General features: G+C 51.0%; 16 protein-coding genes. 9 read left to right on the forward strand and 7 right to left on the reverse strand.

Features of this window, described 5'->3' with window-relative positions; genetic code table 11:
• Positions 1–193 precede the first annotated feature (193 nt).
• Positions 194–1,735 (forward strand): FG-GAP repeat domain-containing protein, encoded by a 1,542-nt coding sequence (locus ACFMKP_RS23975; protein WP_382296179.1) that lies wholly within the window; start codon positions 194–196, stop codon positions 1,733–1,735.
• A 146-nt stretch (positions 1,736–1,881) separates the two neighbouring features.
• Here the strand turns inward: ACFMKP_RS23975 and ACFMKP_RS23980 are convergent, their stop codons facing one another.
• The 3 genes from ACFMKP_RS23980 to ACFMKP_RS23990 form a co-directional block, all read right to left on the reverse strand.
• The gene (locus ACFMKP_RS23980; RefSeq protein ID WP_382296182.1) at positions 1,882–3,009 is read right to left on the reverse strand and encodes a hypothetical protein; all 1,128 of its coding nucleotides are present in this window, start codon (positions 3,007–3,009) and stop codon (positions 1,882–1,884) included.
• Positions 3,010–3,284: 275 nt separating this feature from the next.
• Positions 3,285–4,415: a galactokinase gene (gene galK, locus ACFMKP_RS23985; RefSeq protein ID WP_382296185.1), complete on the reverse strand. Its 1,131-nt coding sequence runs from the start codon at positions 4,413–4,415 to the stop codon at positions 3,285–3,287.
• A 193-nt stretch (positions 4,416–4,608) separates the two neighbouring features.
• On the reverse strand, positions 4,609–6,000 hold the full coding sequence (locus ACFMKP_RS23990) for a cystathionine beta-synthase (protein ID WP_204753596.1): 1,392 nt from the start codon (positions 5,998–6,000) through the stop codon (positions 4,609–4,611).
• Positions 6,001–6,822: 822 nt separating this feature from the next.
• Between ACFMKP_RS23990 and ACFMKP_RS23995 the strand changes: the two genes are divergently transcribed.
• The 3 genes from ACFMKP_RS23995 (at position 6,823) to ACFMKP_RS24005 (ending at position 11,460) form a co-directional block, all read left to right on the forward strand.
• Positions 6,823–7,731, forward strand: coding sequence for a DMT family transporter (locus tag ACFMKP_RS23995; RefSeq protein ID WP_382296188.1), 909 nt, complete (start codon positions 6,823–6,825; stop codon positions 7,729–7,731).
• Between the two features lie 115 nt (positions 7,732–7,846).
• Complete coding sequence (gene trxB, locus ACFMKP_RS24000; RefSeq protein ID WP_382296191.1) at positions 7,847–8,797, forward strand: thioredoxin-disulfide reductase; 951 nt, start codon at positions 7,847–7,849, stop codon at positions 8,795–8,797.
• A 281-nt stretch (positions 8,798–9,078) separates the two neighbouring features.
• Entirely contained in the window at positions 9,079–11,460 is a 2,382-nt protein-coding gene (locus ACFMKP_RS24005) for an aldehyde dehydrogenase family protein (RefSeq protein ID WP_382296294.1), read from the forward strand.
• A gap of 56 nt (positions 11,461–11,516) precedes the next feature.
• Here the strand turns inward: ACFMKP_RS24005 and ACFMKP_RS24010 are convergent, their stop codons facing one another.
• Positions 11,517–11,933, reverse strand: coding sequence for a hypothetical protein (locus tag ACFMKP_RS24010; protein WP_382296194.1), 417 nt, complete (start codon positions 11,931–11,933; stop codon positions 11,517–11,519).
• A 17-nt stretch (positions 11,934–11,950) separates the two neighbouring features.
• Entirely contained in the window at positions 11,951–13,159 is a 1,209-nt protein-coding gene (locus ACFMKP_RS24015; protein ID WP_382296197.1) for a S1 family peptidase, read from the reverse strand.
• A 255-nt stretch (positions 13,160–13,414) separates the two neighbouring features.
• Here ACFMKP_RS24015 and ACFMKP_RS24020 point away from each other — a divergent pair, with 255 nt between their 5' ends.
• Positions 13,415–14,332: an NAD(P)/FAD-dependent oxidoreductase gene (locus ACFMKP_RS24020; RefSeq protein WP_382296200.1), complete on the forward strand. Its 918-nt coding sequence runs from the start codon at positions 13,415–13,417 to the stop codon at positions 14,330–14,332.
• Here the strand turns inward: ACFMKP_RS24020 and msrA are convergent.
• Together msrA and ACFMKP_RS24030 are read right to left on the reverse strand one after the other, a co-directional pair.
• Positions 14,319–14,774, reverse strand: coding sequence for a peptide-methionine (S)-S-oxide reductase MsrA (gene msrA, locus ACFMKP_RS24025; protein WP_382296203.1), 456 nt, complete (start codon positions 14,772–14,774; stop codon positions 14,319–14,321). The genes ACFMKP_RS24020 and msrA overlap by 14 nt on opposite strands.
• A 22-nt stretch (positions 14,775–14,796) precedes the next feature.
• Positions 14,797–15,345 carry a DUF1697 domain-containing protein gene (locus ACFMKP_RS24030; protein WP_382296205.1) on the reverse strand — a complete coding sequence of 183 codons (549 nt, stop codon included), beginning with the start codon at positions 15,343–15,345 and terminating at the stop codon, positions 14,797–14,799.
• Between the two features lie 632 nt (positions 15,346–15,977).
• Between ACFMKP_RS24030 and ACFMKP_RS24035 the strand changes: the two genes are divergently transcribed.
• The 4 genes from ACFMKP_RS24035 to ACFMKP_RS24050 all read left to right on the forward strand — a co-directional run bounded on the left by ACFMKP_RS24035 (position 15,978) and on the right by ACFMKP_RS24050 (position 20,279).
• A complete protein-coding gene (locus tag ACFMKP_RS24035; protein ID WP_382296208.1) occupies positions 15,978–17,249 on the forward strand; it encodes a BTAD domain-containing putative transcriptional regulator in 1,272 nt (423 codons plus the stop codon).
• 75 nt (positions 17,250–17,324) lie between these two features.
• A complete protein-coding gene (locus ACFMKP_RS24040) occupies positions 17,325–18,674 on the forward strand; it encodes a substrate-binding domain-containing protein (RefSeq protein ID WP_382296211.1) in 1,350 nt (449 codons plus the stop codon).
• A 113-nt stretch (positions 18,675–18,787) separates the two neighbouring features.
• Complete coding sequence (locus tag ACFMKP_RS24045; protein WP_382296214.1) at positions 18,788–19,591, forward strand: ABC transporter ATP-binding protein; 804 nt, start codon at positions 18,788–18,790, stop codon at positions 19,589–19,591.
• On the forward strand, positions 19,575–20,279 hold the full coding sequence (locus ACFMKP_RS24050) for an ABC transporter ATP-binding protein (RefSeq protein WP_382296216.1): 705 nt from the start codon (positions 19,575–19,577) through the stop codon (positions 20,277–20,279). The genes ACFMKP_RS24045 and ACFMKP_RS24050 overlap by 17 nt, the downstream gene beginning before the upstream one ends.
• Positions 20,280–20,284: the final 5 nt, after the last annotated feature.

The raw sequence follows: 20,284 nt of genomic DNA on the forward strand, positions 1-20,284 counted from the left end.
TAAGGTTGGCTATAGCAGAAGCAATGCCGTGATTTTTGGGCTTAATTATTAAAAATTCGTCGCTTATGTTAATCAAAGTTCATAAGTTTCAGCATAATCCATGCTACACTCCCTAGTACATCCAACAACCCAATTTAGAAGAGACAATGTTGTTTCCATTGTTCCCCATCATCTCATCAATAGGAGGTAAGGAGTGTTGTATCGACGCTTAGGGATGTTGTTCTGTGTGTTGTTAATCGGTTTATTAATTCAGCCAGTCCACGCTCAATCTACAATCCCCTATCAAGCAGGATTCCCCGATTCCGAGCCATATGGCAGTTTTTTTGCCTCACCCAGTGTTGTCGATTTGAATAATGATGGTAATTTAGAGGTCTTGACCGCCGATAGCACCGGTTGTATTTGGGGCTGGGATCATTTGGGCAAGGAGTTAGCAGGCTTTCCATGGAAAACTGGCACGGTCTGCGATAACGATCCGCGCATCAATAGTTCGCTGGCAATTGGCGATATTGATAATGATGGCAAGCTCGAAGTGGTAGCTGGAACCCGTGGCAGCGCCGCAACCGCTGGTAAACGCGGCAAAGTATTTGTCTTTGATTATCAGGGCAACATTCGCAGCGGCTGGCCGCGTGAAATGGCTTGGGCCAACATCACCAACGGCAACGAGCCAGAGTTTATGAGCGTGACAATTGCCAATATTGTGGGCGATTCGCGCATGGAAGTGATTGGGATTACCACCAACGAAGCTGGGAGCGATACCAATTATGCACCCAATTTGTATGCTTGGTCGCATAATGGCGCAACTGTGACGGGCTTTCCAACCTCGTCGCACAAAGGCTCTGGTGCGTTTGGCCAAGTGAGCGCTGCTGATATTAATAACGATGGCTACGCCGAAATTTTGATGGGCCGCGATGAGCTATATTTTTATGCCTACAATGGCAAAGGCCAATTGCTACCTGGCTGGCCCATGCAAACCTACCTCGACGAAAATAAACGCACCTGGGGCAAAGATAAATACATCGAATATACTCGGGTTGCGCCAGCAATCGGCGATTTAGATAACGATGGCAAGCAAGAGATCGTCTTTGCGGGCAAGGTGCGCGACCCACTGAGCAACCACGAACAAACTTCAAGTGCCTTGTTGGTCGTTGGCGCTGATGGCAAACGTAAAACCGGCTGGTCGGTTGGCAAAACTGTCGGCAGACCGCTCAAAGCCAATTATTTCACGCCTAACAATCCTGTGGCCTTGGCCGATTTTGAAAACGATGGCAAATTGGAAATTGTCGTGACCTACGATGATGGTACAATTCGCGCCTACAAGCACGATGGCAGCCAATTGTGGTCGTTTAATTACACCAGCGGCAAAAAACTCTATGCCAGCGAGGTGGCGATTGGCGATGTAACTGGCGATGGCAAGGTCGATATTGTCTTTGGAACCTATAGTTTTGATACGACCGCCAATACTTACGTGCGCTTGTATGCGCTCAACACCAGCGGCGTAAACCAAGCACCATACCCGCTGAAATTTACCTACGAGCCAAATAGCACCAATTTCAAAGGTATTTCTGCTGGCCCAACCTTGGCCGATTTGGATCGCAATGGCAAGACTGAGATTTTGGCTCATAGCAAGGGCGGCGTGCTATACGTTTGGGCTACGCCCGCAACCTATCGGCTGGATCGGATGCCATGGCCAACCGCACGCCAAAATAATTATCGCAACGGCAAATATACCCGTTAACTGATTATTGTTCCCTCACCCCCAACCCCTCTCCCAGTCACTGGGCGAGGGGCTTTAACCTTGTGGTTCTAGCGCAATGCTTCGGTCAAAAAATGAGTGGTTCCCCCTCGCCTCGCGTGCGGGCTAGGGGGTGAGGGAACTATTGGTTAAATCGAGCCAGTTGGTTCTTTGGCTAAGTGGCGGCGTTTGTTGCCAAAACGGGGCATGTTGAAACAGAGTGGCAACGGACGTTCGCCAGTCCATGGCGCTGGTGGCGCAGTCACCAATTTGGCCAATTCGATCAACACCTGATCATAATTAACCCGCCAGCCAACAAAATCACGCCAGGCTTGATCGCGGTCGGCTTTGAGCGGCACACCAATCTCAGCCAATTCAGCATACGCCGCATCAAACTCAGCCCGGGTGATGCTAATTGGGTCGTCGGCGTGGGGCGTAGCATTGTAGGGAATCATATATAAATCGGCGATCCGCCGCAGCGCCAAATAGCCAGCTCGAATGCACAAATCAGCATCAGGTTGGCGCGGAATATCGAGCGTCGAAACTGCCAAGGCAGCAGCATCTAAGACCGCCGCCGAAGCCGTAATCCACGAGCGATAGGGCTGAGGCGAACGAAAAAACGCCAATGCTGCAAAAGTCGTATGGCTCTCCTCAAGCTCAGCAAACCAAAGTTCCCAAGCAGCCCACTGCTCAGGCATGCGCTCCAAATTATGAATCCGTTGATAGCGCTGAATCATGGTAATTGCTGATGGTGGCGTGCCAGCCCGCACTTCGAGCAAGGTTACAGCTTCTTCGCGCTTGGAAAACGCGCCATACATCGTTGGCAAATAGGCAATCAACAACGCGACGATGCCCAAGCCCACCGTCGCCGCCAAAAAGGCCAAAATCGTTTCAATCGTTGAATCGACCGGCGCAAAGCCCAAGGTCAACATCGAAGAGCCGCTAAGCAAAAAAGCCTTGCTCCATGGATGTTCGCCAACTGCCCAAAACATACAGGTAAAGCCCGTAATCGCCAACACCATCCAAACGACGGGAATAATTAACAAGGCGACTGGCGCATAAAACGCCAACACCCGATCAGCTTGTTCGTAGTGGTGGATGCGGCGCAAACGCAACAGAAAGCAGCCATACACCAGCCGAAATGTGCTGCGCGTCAGCCAAACATTATCGCCACGTGGCAACACAACCATGCGAATGGCGCTAAATAGCGTGAAGGCCACAATTACCAACCCGATCAAAAACACCCCAAGATTGATTAATCCCTCGATCATTGTCATAGCACCCTCGACGCTTGCCGATCCTTGGGGATATTGTATACCTTGAAGAACATAGAACAAAGAGCATAGAACATAGGTGTATTAGTAATGAGGTTGACAATGGCATAGTCGCCTCACCCCCCAGCCCCCTCGCCCACTGGACGCGGGCGAGGGGGAGCACGCGTTTCTACCACGCAGTGCGGCAGAACCATGGGATTAAAGCCCCTCGCCCGCCACGTGGGAGAGGGGTTGGGGTGAGGGGATCAGGCGGTGGTTAACCTGATGTACCAGTACCTCTATGCTCGCTGTTCTTCAACGGTTAATGCTGAGGCTTTAGTGCTAAATGCTTCGCATGTACGGCCGGTTGCTGCTTGATACGCCGGCCCCAAGGCGGCAATCACCGCATCGACCTGCGGCGCTTCGACCAAAGCCACACAGCAACCACCAAACCCAGCGCCCGTGAGCCGCGCACCCCACACGCCAGGCATAGCGCGCAACAACGCGGTCAGCAGATCAAGCTCTGGGCCGCTGACCTCGTAATCATCACGCAGGCTCCAATGCGATTCGTTCATCAACATGCCAACCGAGCCAAAATCGCCAGCCCGAAATGCAGCGGCGGCCTTATGCACGCGCTCGTTTTCGCTAACAACATGGCGGGCACGTCGATAAATGACATCATTAAACAGCTTTTGGGCGGCAGCTTGGGCTAGCAAATCGCTGCTCACATCGCGCAAATCTTGAATGCTTGGATCAAGCTGTTGCAAAATTGCCACTGCTTGTTCGCATTCAGCGCGGCGTTGATTGTAGGCCGAGCCAGCCAAAGTGCGTGGCACGTTACTATCAATCACCAAAACCGCCACTTCAGCAGGAATCGGCACAGCCTCGATGTCCAACGAACGGCAATCGATCAAAGTGGCGTGGCCAACAACCCCTGCAGCAATCGAGAGTTGATCCATAATCCCACAATTGACGTGGGCATATACAATTTCGGCGCGTTGGGCAATTTTGGCCAATTCAGTTGGGGCAATCGTGATGCCTTGGGCGTGCAAAAGGCTAAATCCCAAGCCAACTTCGAGCGAGGCCGATGAGCTTAAACCGCCACTTAAGGGCAAATCGCCATCGATACTAATCTCAGCACCTTGTAATTGATAACCAGCATCAAGCAATGCTTGGGCCGTGCCGCGCACATAATCGCGCCAATCGCCATGGGTTCCAGCAGCCAAATTGGCTAAATCGGCCTGATCATGGGCATTGAAACGCAACGCATGGACAATCAATTGTTGATCGGCGCGCGGTTGCACTTGAAAGGTCGTGCCACGCTCAAGCGCCAGCGGCATCACAAAACCTGCGTTGTAATCGGTGTGTTCGCCAATTAAATTAACTCGCCCAGGCGAACGAACAAAAAAGCCAGCGTTAACCTCGGTCATAACCAAATGCTCCAAATATCTATTGATGAGTACGTTAGCTGGCCAAGGAGCAATGTCTATTGAGGTGGAATACAGCAGAGGATTAATCGAGAATCAGCACCCAAACTTAAAGCTGGGTGCTGATCGCGAATGTCTGATGATTTGAGCCAAAGCTGATCTTGCAAGCCAACGCACGAAAGCGATCGGCTAGATCTTATGCCTTATTGGCTAAATAATCAATCATGTCAATTTTGGTGATGATCCCGCGCACAACCTCGGATTCATCGACCACAACCGCCACTTGACCACGGCTAAATACTTCGGTCAAGGCATCAATACTGGTGTCGGGACCGACGGTTGCCACGGCGCTGCTAACAATATCGCTAATTTGGTGATCCATCTGACCAGCGCCCGAAAGCAGGTAATCCAACAAATCGACTTCGGTGATCAAGCCGACCAACGTGCCATCGTCGCGGACGACTGGCATTTGTGAAATATCGTTGGCCTTCATATCTTGGATAACTTGGGCAACCGTGTGGGTTGCCTTGGATGAAATGACCGAGCGAGGCCGAATATCGAGCAATTGGCTGATTGGTTCGCTTTCCAAGAAACCGTTTTCGCGCATCCAGTCGTCGGAGAAGATTTTGCTAATGTAGCGCACGCCAGAATCGGGCAGCAAAATGACTGCGGTTTTGCTTTCATCCCAATTTTGGGCCCGCAACCAGCGCATCGCTCCAGCCACAGCCATGCCACACGAGCCACCAACAAACAAGCCTTCTTCGCGCACCATGCGGCGGGTCATGACGAACGATTCTTTATCGCCAACTTGCACCACATCATCAACATATTGGAAGTGCATGGTGGTTGGCAAGAAATCTTCGCCGACACCTTCGACTTTATAGCCAAAGGCTGGGCCAAGCTGGCCAGTGCGGAAATAGTCGGTATACAACGAGCCAACTGGATCGATACCAACAACTTGAATATTAGGATTTTGCTCTTTCAAGAATTTAGCTGTGCCGCTAATCGTGCCGCCCGTGCCCATGCCGGCAATAAAGGCATCGATTTTACCAGCAGTTTGCCGCCAAATTTCGGGGCCGGTTGAACGATAGTGGGCATCGGGATTAGCTTGATTCCAATATTGACCAGCCAAAATTGCGTTGGGCGTTTCTTCAGCCAAGCGTTTAGAAACCGAGTAATACGAGCGTGGATCATCTGGCTCGACGGCGGTTGGCGTAATGACAACCTTCGCGCCTAAAGCACGCAAATAACGAATTTTTTCGTCACTCATTTTGTCGGGCATAACAAAAATCGTTTTGTAGCCACGAATTGCCGCAGCGATTGCCAAGCCCGCACCGGTATTGCCGCTAGTTGGTTCAACAATCGTGCCACCTGGCTTGAGGCGGCCAGAGCGCTCGGCATCTTCGATCATGGCAATCCCAATTCGGTCTTTAACCGAACCACCTGGATTCATGTATTCGACTTTGGCCAAGACTTGGGCGCGAACGCCACGATTGACGCGATTTAACCGAACCAACGGTGTGTTACCGATTGCGTCCAAAATGGAGTCGTGAATTTGCGGCATCGCCATTGTTGCCGTCTCTGTCATTGGGTGCTCCTGCGGTGATTGATCAGTCATGCTTCTATCCTAATCGTAAAAATTCATTGCTGCAAGCCAAAGCTTCGCCTCATGGTAGCACAAACCAAGTATGAAGGAAGAATTATGAGGGATGAAATTTTGATTTGATTGCTTAACACGGAGGCGCAGAGAAAAGGAGGAAGGATGAAGGTTAGAGCATAGAACATAGGATTTGGGGATCATATTTTTAACGCAGAGGCGCAAAGAAGCGAAGGATCAAGTTAAAGCCCAAAGCCAATAGCTGTATTAGTTCATTGCATTGGCACCCATGTTCCCTCACCCCCCAACCCCCTCTCCCACTGAACGCGGGCGAGGGGGAGCACGGGTTTTTACCGCCGTATTGCGCAAGAACCACGGCGTTAAAGCCCCTCGCCCGCCACGTGGGCGAGGGGTTGGGGTGAGGGGATCAAGCCGTGGTTAACCTCATGAACTAGTACAGCTGTACTGATACATGAGATTGGCACCCATGTTCCCTCACCCCCCAACCCCCTCTCCCACTGAACGCGGGCGAGGGGGAGCACGGGTTTTTACCGCCGTATTGCGCAAGAACCACGGCGTTAAAGCCCCTCGCCCGCCACGTGGGCGAGGGGTTGGGGTGAGGGGATCAAGCCGTGGTTAACCTAATGAACTATTATATATAGCCTATAGCCAAGAGCCTCATCCCTGAATCCTGACCCCTTTTGATTTTTGACTTCTGACTTTTCCTTGCGCTCCGCTCTTCATGGTACACTGGCCATATTGACCTATGCAAATACGTGCACAACCTAGGGCGTGCAGATAGCGGGTACTTCGATGCAGGCAGTGCAAGTTTCAACCAATCAAAATCGAGCCGAAATTCCGTGGCGGGCCTATGTGGCGCTGGCAATTGGGATTGTTTGTATCGCGCTATCGGCGATTTGGGTCAAATGGGCAGCTGTGCCCGGGCCGGTTTCGGCGTTTTATCGCATGCTCATTCCAGCGGTTATTTTAGTGCCCTGGTGGTTTGCCAAACGGCCTAAACATCTGCCCAAGCAGGCCACGCGGCTTTCGCTACTGGGCGGCGTTTTTTTCGCCTTCGATTTGGCTTTGTGGAACACGGCAATTTTGCTGACTTCGGCAGCCAACTCAACCTTGTTTGCCAATAACGCGCCGTTGTGGGTTGGCTTGGGGGCGTGGCTAATTTTTCGCGAACGCTTGCCGCAGCGCTTTTGGTGGGGCATGGCAATTGCGCTAATTGGCGTGGTGGTGATTATGGGCGAGAATTTGCAGCAGCTCACGATCAGCCGTGGCGATTTGCTGGCGATCTCGGCTGGTGGTTTTTATGCTGCTTATTTGCTGACAACCCAACGCGCCCGCGCCGAGCTTGATACGCTGACATTTATGACGTTGGGCATCGTGGTAAGTGTTGTAATTTTGGGCTTGTTGTGCTTAATCGGTGGCTTTAGCATTATTGGCTTCAGCGCCAAAACGTGGTGGTCGTTGCTTGGCTTGGGCTTGGTTTCGCACCTCGGCGGCTGGCTGGCAATTAATTATGCGCTTGGTCACATTAAAGCAGCCACTGCTTCAGTCAGCTTGTTGGGCCAGCCTGTTTTGACCGCGCTGATCTCAATTCCGCTGTTAAACGAGCCTTTGCAGATCTTTCAAATTATCGGTGGCAGCTTGGTGATTGGCGGCATTTGGCTGGTAAATACCCAAAAAGAAACATCAAATAATAAAGTGTAGCGTTTATTACAGAATTGATGTATACTAGCAATAAGTCGTGCTATACTGATGCGACATGCAGCGACCATGCCAACTGGAAATGCGGGGATGCTGCCAACAAAGGAGCCTTATTCAGATGGAAAAGCAAAAAGTAACCGTGATTGGTTCGGGGCCAGCAGGGTTGACGGCGGCGCTGTATGCTGCGCGGGCCAATTTAACCCCGTTGGTTATTCGCGGGATTCAGCCTGGCGGCTTGATTGCCACCACCAGCGAAGTTGAAAATTATCCTGGCTTCCCCGATGCAATTAATGGTTTTGATTTAGCCGATAAAATGGAAAAACAAGCAGCGCGTTTTGGCACCCACTTTTTAGATGGAATTGTCGAAAAAGTTGAGTTGGGCGAACGGCCTTTCAAGCTGCATATTGATAACGGCACGATTGTCGAAACCGAAACCTTGATTATTTCAACTGGCGCTTCGCCCCGCAAATTGGGTGTGCCAGGCGAATTAGAATTGGCTAATCGCGGCGTTTCCTATTGTGCTGTGTGCGATGGCTTCTTCTTCCGCGATAAAACCTTGGTCGTGGTTGGTGGCGGCAATAGCGCCTTGGATGAAAGTTTGTTCTTGACTCGCTATGCCAAAGAAGTGCACGTCATCCATCGCCGCGACCAATTGCGCGCCGACCCAGTGTTGATTGAACGTGCCCAAAATAACCCAAAGATCAAGTTTATTTGGGATACCGTGGTAACCAAAGTCGAAGGCACAGTTAAGGTCGAAGGCGTAGGCCTGCAAAATGTCAAAACCGGCGAGGAATCAACCTTCGCTGCCGATGGCGTGTTCCCCTACATTGGGCATATTCCCAACACATGGTTGTTCAAAGATCAAATCGATTTGGATGAAAATGGCTATATCGTTAGCCCAGGCCGTGCCCGTACCAACATTCCTGGAGTGTTCGTGGCTGGCGATGTCGAAGATCACGTCTATCGCCAAGCAATCACCGCCGCTGGCAGTGGCTGTATGGCAGCCATGGAAGCCTCGTGGTTCTTAGACCAAATCGAGCACGAACAAACCAGCTTGGCGCAATGGTAGTGCCAAGGGGCTAGAATTCAGTTGTCAGGGGTCAGGAATTAATATGTTCTTGGCCCTCGTTTTGTTTTTAGTTCCCTCACCCCCCAGCCCCCTCTCCCACTGAACGTGGGCGAGGGGGAGCACCTGTTTTTACTATCGAATTGTGCAAGAATCACAGCGTTAAAGTCCCTCGCCCGCACCACGGGAGAGGGGTTGGGCTGAGGGGAGATACCTTTGCGTGAATCGCTTAAGCCTGTTAGGATGGCACAAAACGACTGAATAACACACACGAGGACTCGATGATGAGCACATTGCTGGAGATTTACGAAACAATGAGCTATGGCCCTGCCCCAGAAGCAGCTGCTCCTGCCCACGAGTGGCTAGATGCCCATAGCCGTCGTTTCGGGCTATATATTAATGGTACATGGACTGAAGCCGCCAACGAGCGCTTGTTTGATTCGATCAATCCTGCTAATCGCAGTGTATTGGCGCAAGTGACCCAAGCCAGCAGCGATGAAGTTAATGCTGCTGTGGCCGCTGCCAAGGCGGCTTTTCCTGCATGGTCGCAAACCAGTGGCCATGTGCGTGCACGCTATCTGTATGCCTTGGCACGCCAAATCCAAAAGCATTCGCGACGCTTCGCAGTGCTCGAAACGCTCGACAATGGCAAGCCAATTCGCGAAACCCGCGATATTGATATTCCGCTGGTTGCCCGCCATTTCTATTATCACGCTGGCTGGGCGCAGTTGCAAGAGAGCGATTTGGCAGGCTACGAGGCGCTGGGCGTGGTTGGCCAAATTATTCCGTGGAACTTCCCCTTGTTGATGTTGGCCTGGAAGATTGCCCCAGCCTTGGCCATGGGCAACACGGTGGTCTTGAAGCCCGCCGAATGGACTTCATTAACCGCCTTGGCGTTTGCCGAAATTTGCCATGAAATTGGCTTGCCCAAGGGCGTGGTCAACATCGTCACTGGCGATGGCAAAGTTGGCGAGCAAATCGTCAAGCATCCTGATATTGCCAAAATTGCCTTTACTGGCTCGACCGAAGTTGGCAAAATTATCCGCAGCGCCACCGCTGGCACTGGCAAAAAGCTTTCGTTGGAGCTTGGCGGCAAATCGCCGTTTATCGTCTTTGATAGCGCCGACCTCGATAGCGTGGTCGAAGGCGTGGTCGATGCGATTTGGTTCAATCAAGGCCAAGTTTGTTGCGCTGGCTCACGCTTGTTGGTGCAAGAAAATATCGCCGATAAGCTGATTGGCAAGTTGCGCACCCGCATGGAGCAATTGCGCATTGGCGATCCCTTGGATAAAGCGATTGATATTGGGGCGATTGTTGCCCCAGCCCAATTGCAAAAAATCGAGCAATTGGTGGCCGAAGGCGAGCAAGAAGGCTCAGTCAAATGGCAACCATCGTGGGCATGCCCAACCGATGGCTATTTCTACCCACCAACCTTGTTCACCAACGTGGCTCCCGCCTCAACCTTGGCTCAAGTCGAAATTTTCGGGCCTGTGTTGGTCACGATGACCTTCCGCACGCCCGATGAAGCGATTGCCATCGCCAACAACACCCGTTTTGGCTTGGCTGCCAGCATTTGGAGCGAAGATATTAACGTGGCGCTCCACGCCGCAGCGCGGGTCAAAGCAGGCGTGGTTTGGATCAACAGCACCAACTTGTTTGATGCAGCAGCAGGCTTCGGCGGCTATCGCGAAAGCGGCTATGGTCGCGAAGGTGGCAAAGAAGGCTTATACGAATACCTCAAAAAATCCGAGGTCAAAAAGCTCAAAACTAAGGCCAGCCCTGCCACAGCAGCAGTTACAACTCCAGTCAGCAATGGCATGCCAGCGCTTGATCGCACGCCAAAAATCTATATTGGTGGCAAGCAAGCCCGCCCCGATTCGGGCTATAGCCGCATTGTGGTTGGCAGCAATGGCGAAACGCTGGGCGAAGTTGGCGATGGCAGCCGCAAAGATATTCGTAATGCGGTCGAAGTGGCTCGTAGCGCCGCCAACACATGGTCGGCAGCAACCGCCTACAATCGCGCGCAAGTGCTCTATTTCTTGGCTGAAAACCTTGGCGCACGCGCCAGCGAATTTGCTCAACGCATTCGCCAGCAAACAGGCCGCAACGATGCAGAGCTTGAAGTTGAAACTGCGATCGAGCGCTTGTTCACCTACGCTGCTTGGGCCGATAAATATGATGGCGCGGTGCATGCCACGCCAGTGCGCAACGCAACTCTCGCCATGGTCGAGCCAATCGGCGTGCTTGGCTTGGTTTGTCCAAGCGATTATCCATTGTTGGGCCTGATTTCGCTGCTTGCGCCAACCATCGCCTTGGGCAATAGCGCAATCATCATTCCATCTGCCGAACATCCGCTTTCAGCCACCGATTTGTATCAAGTGCTGGATACCAGCGACGTGCCTGCTGGCGTGGTCAACATCATCACTGGCGACCGCGATAGTTTGGCCAAAGTGCTAGCCGAGCACAACGACATTGATGGTTTGTGGTATTGGGGCAGTGCTGAGGGCAGCGCCTTGGTTGAACGCAGTTCAATTGGCAATCTCAAACAAACTTGGGTCAACTACGGCGAAAGCCGCGATTGGCTCGATCGACGAGTTGGCGAGGGCGAAGAATTTTTGCGCCACGCCAGCCAAATCAAAAATATCTGGGTTCCCTACGGCGCATAATCGCCGAATTGAACCAAGCAAGCCCGACTCCAATCAAGGAATCGGGCTTGTTCGTTTTAGTTTGGAATAATCTCGCTGGCAAACCAATATGGGCCGCTACAGGCATTATTGAGTGGAGCCACCAAATGCGTGAAAAATTCTGGCTGAACTTCGCCACCGCCCAGCCGTACCTCTGAACCAACAACCACCTGCTGAGCGGTTTGGAGGTCGCTGATCATCGTTTTTTCAAGCCGAAATTGCTCATTCCAGATAATCAGATAGCTTGCTTGATTATTGGCAGGTTCAAGGCGCAGGCAATTACCACGAATAATCAGTTCGCCGCTGGCAATGGCTTGCGGCACTTGACCAATGCTGTTCGGTCGCACTTGGGGAAAAACCAATCCAACGGTTGGTTGGCTGGTTGGGTTTGAGGCAGCGCAACCACTAATGATTAGTAATAACAAGCTCAATGCCAGATAGATCTGTTTTATCATATATGTTCGCATCGCAGTTATGGCACTAACAGTGGCGAATAGCCATGATCAAAAATCTTTGCAATAGGCATAAAGTAACCGAGGCTACTATTAATGCCACATGGCACGTTATTGCCAGCAGTATGAACACCATAGGCTATTTGCCCTGCATACCATGGAGAACCGCTATCGCCATAACACGATAATGCACTACTAGTATTTGAGCGCAAAACCTCAATATAGCTGGCTGGGGTTGTGCCATTTAAGCTAAAAGTTGTACTTGTAATCGTGCCGCATGTATAGCCTGTTGTTTTACCATATTTGCAAAGATAGGTACCAATGGTTGGGGTCATAAATCGGTAGCCAGTAATTGAATGATTATAAAAAGGCGGTGCGTTATCACGAACTAAATTTGTGATTGTATCGCTTGCTTGTGGCTTTGTGAGCACTTTATAATCATAACCACTGCCGTTTTGAAAACTATAAGAAAGCACAAGATTGCCACCTGATGCTACCGGAAGGGGATTAAATGGTGGCGAAATAGAGCTATCTTGGCAATGGCCAGCGGTCATTATATAACGTACACCAGTCGCATTATTCTTGATCGAGAAGCTCGTGGTGCAGCCCGGCAACGAATTTCCTGCATACCACTGGGTTTGAGCAACGGGTAATGATTGCTCTTTAATCACAATATCTACAGGAAGATTGTTATTCTTTGTTTGTATCTGGCTAATAAGTAGCGATTTATTTTCTGTATAGACTTCAACAATATTTTCTTTAATAGTAATTGATGATGCAATTGGTTGCTTGAGAACCTTCGAGAGGGCTTGAATCTGTGCTTGGGTTGCTACAAGATCGTTATACGATCTTTTTACGAATTGGATATCAATCAGTGCATATAATTTATGAGCTTTTAAATAAGTAGCAATCCGTTGATTTGGATCGGCAACGAGATGCAGAATAATGCTATATTTGGGCTGATGCTGAATCCATATACCTGCAAATACAGCCGAATTTTTTGTTTGTAAATCTTGCTCCAAGATCCCTATTTCTTCTTGAATATTCAATCGATAGATGGCTTCATCGAGGCTAACTTGATAATCCTTCGCATATGTCTCTGCATCGCCAGTATAAGCACTATGCGCCGATAATACAGTATTTGGATGACTTGAAATGGCCCAAAGACTTACAAATATTAATCCTATTTGTAAAAAACGCTTCCCCAATAGGCTCCATGTAATCGTCATGAAATAAGCCTCACTAATCAATAAGCTAAGACCAAAAAGCGGATGTCGAAAAAGAGTTTGAGGCGAAAACGAGGAGATTGTGGCTCTCTATCACCAAGAGCATAAACCAAAAAAACGGATTGTCAATCCAATACTACTTAAAAATAAACCATTGTTCCAGATTTTAAGAGTAATCACTATAACGATCATTACAGATTTGACAATTCAACAAAACCCTTATATATTGATATTAAGTATCAATAAGGAGTTTATGGAATGTTTGATGTGATTATTGTTGGGGGCAGCGTCGCTGGTTTGAGTGCAGCCTTGGTGTTAGGTCGGGCGCGACGTACGGTTGTGGTGCTCGATAGCCAACGGCCGCGCAATGCCCAATCGCCTGGCGTGCATAATTTTCTCTCACGTGATGGGATTTTGCCGGCTGAGCTACGCCAAATTGGCCGCGATCAGCTTAAGCCGTATCCAAGCGTGGAAGTGCGTTTCGCCACCGCCGAGCAGGCTCAAGCGATCGACGGCGGTTTTGTGGTGACGCTTGATGATGGCAGCGAATTACGCAGCCGCAAATTATTAATTGCCTCAGGTGTAATCGATGAATTGCCAGCAATCGACGGTATCGCCGAATTATGGGGATCAAGCGTGTTTCACTGCCCCTACTGCCACGGCTGGGAAGTGCGCGATCAACCGTTGGCCGTCTTAGTATCCGATGCTGATCGCCTGTTTCACGTCGCAACCTTGCTGCAAAATTGGAGTAGCGATTTAGTGGTTTGTACCAATGGCGAGGCCCAACTTAGCCTAGAACAACGCCAAATCTTGGCCAAACTCAATTTGCCAATTCGCGAAGATCGCTTGGTGGGGATTGAGCAAGCTAATGGCCAACTGACGCATTTGATTTTCGACCAAGGTGAGCCATTAGCTCGCAGCGGCTTGTTGATTGGCGTGCCCCAACGCCAACGCAGCCAATTGCCAGCCCAATTAGGCTGCGAAGTTTCCGATAATCCCCAAATGCCAAACTTAATCAAAGTGCAAATGCTTGGTCAAACCAGCGTGCCAGGTGTATATGCAGCTGGCGATGCCACCGCAGGCATGCAACAAGCCATCAATGCCGCCGCTGGGGGAGCAATGGCAGGCGCTGGCATCAATCACGAACTGATTCAAGATTTGATTAAACAGCTTTAGCCCTGCGCTCGAAGCGCGTGCGCCATTTGCTGTAGCATTGTTGATGATACTCCTCGGCGGGGTAAAACGGCAAATCAATTAAGATTTCAATGCTGAGATCAGCCAGCCGCGGTTGCGCTAGCTTACTGGCCAGAGCTAGCTCCAACTGCGCAGCGGTACTGCAAATAATCAGCGGGCGATATTGCGGATCGGAATCTAGCGGCGGCTCCAGCATTGCCCAAAATTGGTTCAATAGCTCAACCAAACTGATGATCGTTGGATCAAATTGTAATTCGATGACCTCTGCATGGCCGGTTGTGCCAGCACAAACATCCTCATAGCTTGGATGCTCAGTCCAGCCGCCAGCATAGCCCGCTTGGGTTTGGATGATGCCCTTGATCGAGCGCAAGGCTTCTTCGACACCCCAAAAACAGCCAGCCCCAACAATAATTCGCTCATGCATAGAACCACCTTTGGCTTGATGTTTAGGCCTTTGTAAAGCCATATTTAGTGATCATAGCACGAATTGTGGTGATATTGCGGGCGGTTCCTGCTTGTTTGAGTGCCCGCTCTAATTTTGCGCCGCTAAATTTACTCTCGCCAACCTGTTTATGGCGCAACCACCAAACATGCCGCCCAGTAATGCGAAACGTATCCAATTCGTTTTGGTGTTTGGCTAAACGGGCTTGGGCCTCTGCATCAGGCTCATGGCGCACAAAGGTCACATATAACGCAGCTTTGGGATCGATTTCGCTTGGTTCGAATGGGCAAGCCTGTTCAAGCTCGACCAACTCGCTGGCTGAGCGCAAAAATGTTTCGACTGCAAAGCCCAAACGGGCCTCAAGCTGGCGATTAATCAATGTTTCAGCCTCTGGATAGCTGATCGTTGGATCAGCGAAGACCACATTGCCCGATTGAATGTAGGTTTGGACATTCTCAAAGCCTTGGCCAACCAACACCGCGCGCAAATCTTCCATCTTCACAAAATGGTTGGTAATGTTGATCGCGCGTAAAAATGCAATCGTCGTCATCATCGCCTCGCTTTTTAGCAAATATGTACGAGTATACCAGAGAGCGAGATTTTAACGCACAGTTTTTTATCCACGAAGGACACGAAGCGCACGAAGGACGGAAACCACGAAAAACACGAAGGCCGCGAAGGTTAAATTTTTAGCCACAGATTAGTGCAACATATTCCTTCCCCAAAGCCAATAGCCCATAGATGTAATGGTTCATTAGGTTGGCAATATGTTTCATGCCCTCACCCCCCAGCCCCCTCTCCCACTGGACGCGGGCGAGGGGAAGCACGCATTTTCACCCATTGTTATGGGAACACCCGAAAAGACTGAAGCTAACTCCCACTGGACGCGGGCGAGGGGGAGCACGCATTTTCACCAAGCATTGCGCAAGAACCACAGCGTTAAAGCCCCTCGCCCGCGTCCAGTGGGAGAGGGGTTGGGGTGAGGGGATCAGGCCGTAATTAACCTGATGTACCAATAGCCTATCGCCTATCGCCTATAGCCTTATTCCCTATGTTCTATGCTCTATGCTCTAATTTCATCCCTCATACTTCATCCTTTTCACAGCTCTGCTATAATATTGTTTCAATGCTTAAATAACCTCAACTGCTTCGACCAACCATCACCTCACTGCTGAGGAGTAGCGTATGCAACAGGTAGTACGTGTTTTTCACCAACTCTTGCCCGATTTTGTTGACCATGTTTCTGCGCAAATTGTTGCGAACCATGTGCCTGTGTATGCCAGTTTGCCGCAGCAGCATGTCAAAATGGCGCTCTACAACGCGATCCATTCAATCGAGATTGATTTGGCCCAAGGCACAACCTCGGTGTATGCAGATTATTGGCGCAATGTGGCAGTGCAGCGGGCACAACAAGGCATTTCGCCAGTTCATAGCATGTTGGTGACCCATCTCTCGACCAATGTCATGACCCAATTTTTAAAACAAGCCTTGCAACGTGAGCCAGATGCCTTGGCTTGGTGGCTCGAACGCACTCACACCATCATCTCGCTTGGCATGTTGGTGATGACCGAAGCGCGGATTAATGCGCTGCAACAGCTTGGACAATTGGGCAGCGAGCCAGCCAGCAGTGGCATTATTATTCAGGAACAGCCAAACTTGATTTTGCCACCAAGCCATTGGCAAGCCCCGCATGTGTTGCATGTGCAGGCGTTTGGCCAACTGCGAGCATGGCGTGGCTCAAGTGAGATCATCAATTGGGGCCGCAAATCGGCAATTGCTTTGCTCGGTGTGTTAATTACCCAGCGTGGCCAATGGATACAGCGTGAGCAAATTTGCGAGCTATTTTGGCCTGATTTAGCGCCGAGCCAAGCAGAAGCCCAATTTAAAGTGGCGCTAAATGCGCTCACCGCCGTGTTGGAGCCAGAGCGCCCGACGCGTCAAGCCTCAAGCTATATTCAACGCCGCCATACTGCCTATCGCTTGGCCCTCGATACCGCGCCGATTCAGCTTGATCTGCTGCGTTTTGAGCAATTGCTACAACGGGCAACCCACGCCAGCAATCGGACAGAGGCGATTAATTACTATCGCCAAGCGCTCAATCTGTATGCTGGCGATTTTTTGGGCGATTGTTTGTATAGCGATTGGGCCAATGGCCTACGCGAGCAATTGCGGGCGAATTATGTGCAAGCAGCATGCGATCTGGCCCACTTATTGCTGGCCGAACAGCAGCCAAACGAGGCTTTGGAATGGACAGAGGCGGCGCTCCACGCTGATCCCTATCAAGAAACCGCCTATCAAGCTAGCTTTATGGCCTATGCTCAGCTTGGCAATCGCCAACAATTGCAACGCAGCTATCAGCGCTGCCAACAAACCTTGGAGCACGATTTGGGCTTAGCGCCGTTGGCTACGACCAAAGCGGCCTATCAACAAGCAGAACAAACGCTGCAACGAGTGTAACTCAAGTGTAACTGGCCTTTGCTATGCTGAAGTGAGAGCTACTTCAATTGCATAGTCCAAAGGAGGACGCACGTAATGAAGCGTTTGATTTCGATGTTGATCATTCTGGTTACTGCAATTCAGCTTTTGGCTGCTTGTAGCAGTGGCACCGGAGTTGAGCCAACGACCACCAATCCGACCAGTGAATCGGCCCAAGCCACCCAAGCTCCTCCCGCGACGACCGCACCTGCCGCAACCACAGCAAGCACCGACCCAACCGCCGCGCCAACCAGCGCTAGCGCTGCTGCAACTGGCAAGCCAATCAAAATCGGCCTAATCACCGATCAATCCAAAGCCTTGTCGTTGTATGGCAGCCAAGAAATCAATGGCTTTATGTTGGGCTTGGAATATGCTACCAACGGCACGATGCAAGTGGCTGGCCGCCCCATTGAAGTGATTGTCAAAGATGATGAAAATAACCCAGAACGCGCTCGCCAATTGGCCCGCGAGCTGATTGAAAAAGATGGCGTTGAATTATTGCAATGCTGCGCCTCGACCTCAAGCGCCTTGACCGTGATTGAAATTGCCAAAGAAAACAACATCATTGCGATGATTGATCCTGCGGCTGGGCCACAAATTACTGGCTCGAATTTCAATCGGTTTGTTTTCCGCACTGGCCGCAACACCTTGCAAGATGCCTTGACCGCAGGCCCGTATATGGTCGAGAACGTTGGCAAAGAGTTTGTGCAATTGGCTCCTGACACCGATTTTGGCAAAGGCTCAGCCGCCTCGTGGCGCTCGATCATCGAGACCAACGGTGGCACCTTCGTCGCCGATGATGTGTTTATTCCCGCCGATACGACCGACTTTACGCCCTACTTGCAAAAATTGCTTGATGCCGCCGACGAAAAACAGGCCAAAGTCTTGATGGTCACCTGGGCTGGCTCGAACTTTCCACGCTTGTTCCAGCAAATGCAAGAGCAAGGCGTGCTCGATAAATTAACCTTGGCAACCGGCTTTGGCGATAACGTGACCATGCCAATGGTTTATGCCGATGCAGTTGGCTCGGTTGGCATGATCGCCTACCACTACACTTTGCCCAAGAACGAGGTCAATGATTGGTTAGTTGAGGAGCACAAAGCCAAATATGGCTCATACCCTGATCTCTTTACCGCTGGCGGCATGGCCTCGGGCATTGCAACCGTGCGCGGTTTGGAAGCAACCAAGGGCCATACCAACGCCGATGCCTTGATTGCGGCGCTCGAAGGTATGAGCTTTGAGGGGCCAAAAGGCACCTACACCTTCCGCAAAGACGATCATCAAGCGCTCCAGCCGATGTATATGGTGAAATTGATTAGCACCAGCGATCCTGATGCAAAATTCTTTGAGTTGCTGCAAGAACGCAGCGCCGAACAAACCGCCCCGCCAGTGATGGTGACGAAGTAAGCCGAGGGGTCAGTAATTTAGAGATCAGGGGCCAGTAGTTGGGGAATCGTACAGGCAAGCTTCTGGCTCCTAGCCCCTGATCCCTGACCCCTCGCTCAATAAAGGAACTTCCAATGCCAAACGTTTTGCTGAAAACTGACCATCTTTCGCGCTCGTTTGGTGGTTTGCAGGCGGTGCGTGATGTAAGCATCGCAGTTGAAGAAGGCTCGTTTCATTCGGTTATTGGGCCAAATGGGGCCGGAAAAACGACCTTCTTCAACATGATTAGTGGCGCGATTAAGCCCAGCAGCGGCAAGGTATTTTTTGCTGGCAACGAGATTACCGGCCAGCCCTTGCACCGCATGATTCACCTTGGCATTGGCCGCGCCTACCAAATTACTAGTTTATTTCCCTCGCTGAGTGTGGCTGAAAATGTCCGGTTGGCAGCTCAAGCGCGGGGCCGCGATACCTTCAAATTTTGGCAGCACAGCGATCGCTTCCAGCGCTACCACGAACGAGCACAAACCGCGCTCAAGTTGGTTGGGTTGCGTGGCGTTGAGCATATGCTCGCCAGTGCCTTGCCCCACGGCGATAAACGCAAGCTCGAATTGGCCTTGTTGCTGGCTAGTGAACCACGCTTGCTCTTGCTCGATGAGCCAACCGCTGGCATGGCTGCCAACCAAGTGCCCGAATTGATCGAGATTATTCAGCAACTGCGCCAAAGCGGCCAACATACCATCATCTTGGTCGAGCATCGCATGGATGTGGTGATGAGCATTTCGGATCAAATTACGGTGATGCATGGTGGCAGTGTGCTGGCCGAAGGCACGCCCCAAGCGATTGCAGCAGATAAACGCGTGCAGCAAGCCTACCTTGGCGAATTGTATGACGATGTGCTAAGTCAGCCTCACGAGGTCGCCCATGACACCAATTCTTGAAGTTGAGCAAATTCAGACCTTCATCGGGCAATACCATATTTTGCACGATGTCTCGTTGCAGGCCGAGCAAGGCACAATTACCGCGCTGCTTGGGCGCAACGGCGCAGGCAAAACGACCACCCTCAAATCGATTATGGGCCTTACACCGCCCCAAACTGGCACAATTCGCTTTGCTGGCCAACGCATCAATGGCTTGCGCACCTTCAAAATTGCCCAATTGGGCATTGGCTATGTGCCAGAGCATCGGGCAATTTTTCGCGATCTCACGGTAACCGAGCATTTAATATTGGCTGAGCGCAAGCGCGGCGATTTACGGCGACGTGGCGATTTGATCTTCAGCCTATTTCCCGATTTGCAGCGGCTCGAACGCTTGCTCGGCAGCCAACTTTCTGGTGGTCAACAACAGATGTTGGCGATTGCACGGGCCTTGGTTCCCGAAACCCAATTGCTATTGATTGACGAGCCAAGCGAGGGCCTTGCACCAGTAATTATCGAACAAATGATGCGGGCAATTACCGCGCTGAGCGAACATACCACGGTGGTGTTGGTTGAACAAAACTTTCGCATGGCCAGCGCCATCAGCCAAGCCTACTTTATGCTCGATGATGGCCGAACCGTCGATCATGGCACGATGACGGAACTGCGGGCCAATCCGCAATTGATTCAGCGCTATCTTGGCGCTGCCTAAAAGGT

Origin of the sequence: Herpetosiphon sp. NSE202 (assembly GCF_042688385.1) — a bacterium.
GTDB lineage: Bacteria > Chloroflexota > Chloroflexia > Chloroflexales > Herpetosiphonaceae > Herpetosiphon.

What these genes read in the sequence shown, in the direction of transcription:
- ACFMKP_RS23980 (WP_382296182.1), bottom strand. Translation starts at nt 3,009, where the DNA reads ATGACAATGATCGAGGGATTAATCAATCTTGGGGTGTTTTTGATCGGG.
- galK (WP_382296185.1), bottom strand. Translation starts at nt 4,415, where the DNA reads ATGACCGAGGTTAACGCTGGCTTTTTTGTTCGTTCGCCTGGGCGAGTT.
- ACFMKP_RS23990 (WP_204753596.1), bottom strand. Translation starts at nt 6,000, where the DNA reads ATGACAGAGACGGCAACAATGGCGATGCCGCAAATTCACGACTCCATT.
- ACFMKP_RS23995 (WP_382296188.1), top strand. Translation starts at nt 6,823, where the DNA reads ATGCAGGCAGTGCAAGTTTCAACCAATCAAAATCGAGCCGAAATTCCG.
- trxB (WP_382296191.1), top strand. Translation starts at nt 7,847, where the DNA reads ATGGAAAAGCAAAAAGTAACCGTGATTGGTTCGGGGCCAGCAGGGTTG.
- ACFMKP_RS24005 (WP_382296294.1), top strand. Translation starts at nt 9,079, where the DNA reads ATGAGCACATTGCTGGAGATTTACGAAACAATGAGCTATGGCCCTGCC.
- ACFMKP_RS24010 (WP_382296194.1), bottom strand. Translation starts at nt 11,933, where the DNA reads ATGATAAAACAGATCTATCTGGCATTGAGCTTGTTATTACTAATCATT.
- ACFMKP_RS24015 (WP_382296197.1), bottom strand. Translation starts at nt 13,159, where the DNA reads ATGACGATTACATGGAGCCTATTGGGGAAGCGTTTTTTACAAATAGGA.
- ACFMKP_RS24020 (WP_382296200.1), top strand. Translation starts at nt 13,415, where the DNA reads ATGTTTGATGTGATTATTGTTGGGGGCAGCGTCGCTGGTTTGAGTGCA.
- msrA (WP_382296203.1), bottom strand. Translation starts at nt 14,774, where the DNA reads ATGCATGAGCGAATTATTGTTGGGGCTGGCTGTTTTTGGGGTGTCGAA.
- ACFMKP_RS24030 (WP_382296205.1), bottom strand. Translation starts at nt 15,345, where the DNA reads ATGATGACGACGATTGCATTTTTACGCGCGATCAACATTACCAACCAT.
- ACFMKP_RS24035 (WP_382296208.1), top strand. Translation starts at nt 15,978, where the DNA reads ATGCAACAGGTAGTACGTGTTTTTCACCAACTCTTGCCCGATTTTGTT.
- ACFMKP_RS24040 (WP_382296211.1), top strand. Translation starts at nt 17,325, where the DNA reads ATGAAGCGTTTGATTTCGATGTTGATCATTCTGGTTACTGCAATTCAG.
- ACFMKP_RS24045 (WP_382296214.1), top strand. Translation starts at nt 18,788, where the DNA reads ATGCCAAACGTTTTGCTGAAAACTGACCATCTTTCGCGCTCGTTTGGT.
- ACFMKP_RS24050 (WP_382296216.1), top strand. Translation starts at nt 19,575, where the DNA reads ATGACACCAATTCTTGAAGTTGAGCAAATTCAGACCTTCATCGGGCAA.